Annotated in this window: 4 protein-coding genes; all 4 read left to right on the plus strand. The window is 71.5% G+C overall.

The genetic code is table 11. The features are described from left to right. Window positions 1-369: 369 nt before the first annotated feature. Entirely contained in the window at window positions 370-1257 is an 888-nt protein-coding gene (locus H3C53_09765) for a phosphate/phosphite/phosphonate ABC transporter substrate-binding protein (GenBank protein MBW7916950.1), read from the plus strand. A gap of 63 nt (window positions 1258-1320) precedes the next feature. Continuing rightward, the gene (gene phnC / locus H3C53_09770; GenBank protein ID MBW7916951.1) at window positions 1321-2070 is read left to right on the plus strand and encodes a phosphonate ABC transporter ATP-binding protein; all 750 of its coding nucleotides are present in this window, start codon (window positions 1321-1323) and stop codon (window positions 2068-2070) included. After that, window positions 2070-3701 carry a phosphonate ABC transporter, permease protein PhnE gene (gene phnE, locus H3C53_09775; protein ID MBW7916952.1) on the plus strand — a complete coding sequence of 544 codons (1632 nt, stop codon included), beginning with the start codon at window positions 2070-2072 and terminating at the stop codon, window positions 3699-3701. Before phnC ends, phnE begins: the two co-directional genes overlap by 1 nt. 62 nt (window positions 3702-3763) lie before the next feature. After that, a partial coding sequence (locus tag H3C53_09780; GenBank protein ID MBW7916953.1) for a hypothetical protein occupies window positions 3764-4587 on the plus strand: 824 nt, incomplete at its 3' end.

A 4587-nucleotide genomic window follows, 5' to 3' on the forward strand; every position in this document is an offset into this window, starting at 1 on the left:
TGCGGCGCGCCCTGGGGCGCCCCTTGGGCGGCGCCCAGCAGGAGCGCGGGCAAGAGGAGCAGTGCCGCCGCCGTCGAGATGAACCGCTTCGCGAGCTGACTGGTCATGCCTGGCCTCCATGGGTGGGGGTGGCCCACGCCGGTCGTCGGCTCGCTCCAGAGCGCCGGGCGTCGCGCCCGCCTGAGTGTATCGCCGAGCCGGTACACCAGCTTACGGACGACCGGCGAAGCCGTCAACCGCAAACCCGCGGCATGCGCCCCGGGGCGCATGCCGCGGGGGCACACACGCGGCGGAACGGCGTGGCACGCGTGCTAGAGTCGGCGGGCAAGGTCTCCCAGACCCCACTCTGAAGTTCCACGGAGGCGATCCATGAGGCAGTCCCTGAGGTTCATGCTCGTGGCCATGTCGGCGGCGCTGCTGTCGCTCGGCGCGGCGCAAGCGCCGATCACCATCAGCATCGGCTTCAACCCCACTCAGAACTCCGACCTCGTCACCACCGCGGCCAACGGCATCGCCAGCTACGTCGAGTCGCAGTTGGGCGGCGCGGTCGAGGTCAAGGTCTTCATCCCCACCGACTACCGCGGCCTGATCGAGGCCATGGGCTCGGGCAACCTCGACTTCGCGTTCTTCCCGCCCGACGGCTTCGTGGTGGCGAACCGCGAGGTCGACGCCATGGTCCTCCTCAAGTCCGTGCGCAACGGCAACCCCTACTACTGGTCGGCCATCATCGTGCGCAAGGACAGCGGCATCACCAGCCTGGGCGACCTCGAGGGCAAGTCGATCGCCTGGATCGACCCCAACTCGGCCGCGGGTTACACCTTCCCGCGCGCGGAGCTGATAACGGCCGGCATCAACCCCGACGAGTTCTTCAGCAAGCAGGTCTTCGCGGGCGGCCACGACGCCGCGGTGCTTGCCGTCCTCAACGGCTCCGTCGACGCCGCCGCCACCTTCGCCAACGACGACCAGAACGTCTCCGGCGCCTGGACCCAGTTCCTCGACCCCGACCAGGCCAGCCAGCTCACCGCCATCTTCTACTCACGCCCCATCCCCGGCGACACCTTCAGCGTGTCGCGGAAGTTCGCCGACGAGCACCCGGCCCTCACCTACCAGGTCGCCGCGGCCATAGCCACCATCAAGGCGCCCGAGAACAACCTCCTCGTAGACCTCTACCGCATCGACTACATGATCCCGGCAGACAGCGCCGACTACGCCGTGGTGCGCGACACCAGGCGCATCCTCGGCCTCGACAAGGACTGACGGGGCGGGCCACCGGGTGCCGCGCCCCGGCGCGGCACCCGGCACCTGCACGCCTGGGCCACGATGATCGAGGTCTCGAACCTGAGCAAGGTCTTCCCGGACGGCACGCGGGCCCTCGCCGGGGTGAACGTCACCGTCCCCGACGGCGATTTCGTGGCCGTCATCGGCCTATCCGGCGCCGGCAAGTCGACGTTCCTGCGCTGCCTGAACCGCCTCGTCGACCCGAGCGAGGGCGCCATCCGGGTGGGCGACCGCGATGTCGCCGGTCTCCGCGGCCGCCAGCTGCAGCACTACCGTAGGACCGTCGGCTTCATCTTCCAGCAGTTCAACCTGGTCCAGCGCCTTAGCGTGCTCGACAACGTCCTCAGTGGGCGCCTCGGTTACCACCCGACGTGGCGGGGCCTGCTCGGCCTCTACACCGACCACGACCGGGAGCTGGCCCTGGCGGCCATCAGGTCGGTCGGGCTCGCCGGCAAGGAGGACGCCCGCGTGGACCAGCTCTCCGGCGGCCAGCAGCAGCGCGTCGCCATCGCGCGGGCCATGGCCCAGGAGCCGCAGCTCATCCTGGCGGACGAGCCGATGGCGAGCCTCGACCCGCGCCTCTCCGACGTGATCCTAGGCATCCTGCGCGACTACAACGAGGCCAAGGGCGTGACCGTCCTGGTCAACATCCACGTGCTGGACCTCGCCAAGCGCTACGCCAAGCGCGTCCTCGCCTTCAACAAGGGCGCGCTCGTCTTCGACGGGCCCGTCACGAGCCTCGACGACCAACTCGAGACGCGCATCTACGCCGGCTCGTTGGAGGCGCTCTGATGTGGGGCGCCCTCGTCGCGGGCGTCGCCGCGGCGGTGCTGCTCGGGCTGGCGCGCGCCTCGATGCGCCGCCTCGTCGTCGCGGCCGGAGTCGCGCTGATCGTGGCGTACCTCGCCTTCCCGTTCTCGACCACCGTCGGTTTCGTCAGCCGCGACACCATCCGTCCCACGCTGCTCGCCCTCACCCCCATCTACCCGCTGCTGGCGGTCGTGCTGGTGGCGGGCCTGGCCGCGCTCTTCGTCCCGTTCGCCAACCCCCGGCTCGGGGGCCTGGTCGCCGTCGGCCTGGGCGCGGCCAGCGTCGGCGTCATGCTCGCCTGGCGCGCCGAACTGCCGGCGCTGGTGGCGCTCAGGCCCCTGCACGGCCTGATGGAGGTCTTCACGGCGCTCGCGCTGCTGGTCGTCATCGCGCTCACCGGCCGCGGCTCGGCGCGGTTGCGCTGGCCCCTCCTCGGCCTCGGGATCGTGGTGGCCGGCTTGACGGCCACCCTGCTGCTCTCCCCCACCGGTCACCGGCTGTTCCCCAACGCCGTCGGCTACTACCGGCTCGTGACCGCCACCACCCCGGCCGAGCAGCAGGACATCGTCGAGCAGCACAACGCCAACCTCGACGTCACCAACTCCCAACGGCAGAAGATCGGGCTCAAGCCGCTGCCGCCCATCGAGACGACGGCCGGCCTGGCCACCGAGCGGCTACCCGAGGCGGCCGCCAAGGCGGGTTACCGCATGCTCCGCCCCGCCGAGGGCGGCTACGGCGTGGGGGTCGGCTTCCTGCTGTGCGGCCTCATGGTGGGTAGCGGCGGGATGCTGGCCTGGCGCCCGCGGCTCCACGGGCGCGGCGACCTGGCCGGCGGCGCCCTCTACGCGGCCGCGCTCGTGGTCCTCGCGCCGGCGTTCGCCTCCACCGAGTTCGGGATCCGCAAGCTGGTGGAGGGCTGGCCGTTCCTCGTCAACTTCCTCGACCGTTCCTGGCCGCCGCTCCTCGCCGACCCGTCCTTCGGGCAGTTCGGCATCTACCCCCTCCAAGAGGTCGCCAGCCAGATGCTGATCACGCTCGAGATCGCGCTGGTCGGCACCTTCCTCGGGGCCCTGTTCGCCGTGCCGCTCAGCTTCCTCGCCGCACGCAACCTGACCGCCGGCAACGCCCTGATGCGCACGGTCTTCGTGTTGACGCGTGGCTTCTTCAACCTCGACCGCGGCGTCGACACGCTCATCCTCGCGCTCATCTTCGTGGCCACCGTCGGCCTCGGCCCCCTGGCGGGCGTGCTCGCGATGGCCATCCACTCCATCGCCGACCTCGGGAAGCTCTACTCCGAATCGATCGAGAACGTCGACAAGGGCGCCATCGAGGCGCTCGAGGCCGTGGGAGCGTCGGGCAGCAACGTCGTGAGGTGGGCCATCGTGCCGCAGGTGTCGCCCCTGTTCCTCGGCTGGACGCTCTACCGCTTCGAGATCAACTTCCGCGTCTCCATCGTGCTCGGCCTGGTGGGCGCCGGCGGCATCGGCTTCTTCATCCAGGACAAGATGGCGTCAGGCAAGTACGACCAGATGATCATCGCCATCATCGCCATCGTCATCGTCGTGAACGTCATCGACTTCGTGTCGTCCTGGCTGCGCGGCAAGCTCGTCTGAGGCGCGCCGGGCCCGCGCGCGCCGTTGCGCGGACGGGCTCGCCCGTGAGACAGTGCCACCAGATGCCCGAGCCCGCTCCCCCCACCCGGCTCAGCGCCGCGGCCCTCGAGCGGCGCGTGAAGCGTTGGCTCCTCGCCGGCCCCTTCGACTGCTACGTGCAGGTGGCCCCCGGGCTCGAGGAGACGCTCGTGGGCGAGCTGCTCGCCGGCGGCCTCGCGCCGGGCCGCGCGGCGCTGCAGGTGGGGCGGGGCGGCGTCGGCCTCAGGCTCGACCACGTGGGCATCATGCGCGCCAACCTCGAACTGCGCACGGCGAGCCGCGTGCTGCTCCGGCTCGGCACCTTCCCCGCCGCCACCCCCGAGATGCTCTACGACCGCGCCCGCGGCGTCCCGTGGCTCACGCAGCTCGGCTTCGCCACCGGTTACGCGCTCCACGTCACCTCGCGCAACTCGCGCCTGCAGGCTGGCGACGCCGTCGCGGCCACGGTCGCCAGCGCCGTGTCGCGCGAGCTCAGGCCGCACGGCCTCTACCCCAAGCTCACGCCCGGGGCCCCCCTCACCTTCCACGTGCACCTCGTCGACGACCGCTGCACCGTCAGCCTCGACACGAGCGGCGAGCACCTCTACCGTCGCGGGGTGCGGCGTCACGTGCACGCGGCGCCCGTCCGCGAGACGCTCGCCGCCGCCATGGTGCTCGAGGGGACGGCGCGCGTCGGCGGCGCCGGCCCGGACGTCGTGGTCGACCCGTTCTGTGGGAGCGGCGCGCTCCTGATCGAGGCCGCGGACGTGCTGCAGGGGCTGGCGCTGGGGCGCTCTCGCGCCTTCGCCTTCGAGCACGCCGCCTGGTTCCGGCCCGGCGCCTGGCGGGAGGTGAGGCGCCGCAGCGA

The organism is Trueperaceae bacterium, from assembly GCA_019454765.1.
Classification (GTDB): domain Bacteria; phylum Deinococcota; class Deinococci; order Deinococcales; family Trueperaceae; genus JAAYYF01.

Excerpts from the sequence above, each read along its gene's own strand:
- H3C53_09765 (MBW7916950.1), top strand. The coding sequence starts at position 370 with ATGAGGCAGTCCCTGAGGTTCATGCTCGTGGCCATGTCGGCGGCGCTG.
- phnC (MBW7916951.1), top strand. The coding sequence starts at position 1,321 with ATGATCGAGGTCTCGAACCTGAGCAAGGTCTTCCCGGACGGCACGCGG.
- phnE (MBW7916952.1), top strand. The coding sequence starts at position 2,070 with ATGTGGGGCGCCCTCGTCGCGGGCGTCGCCGCGGCGGTGCTGCTCGGG.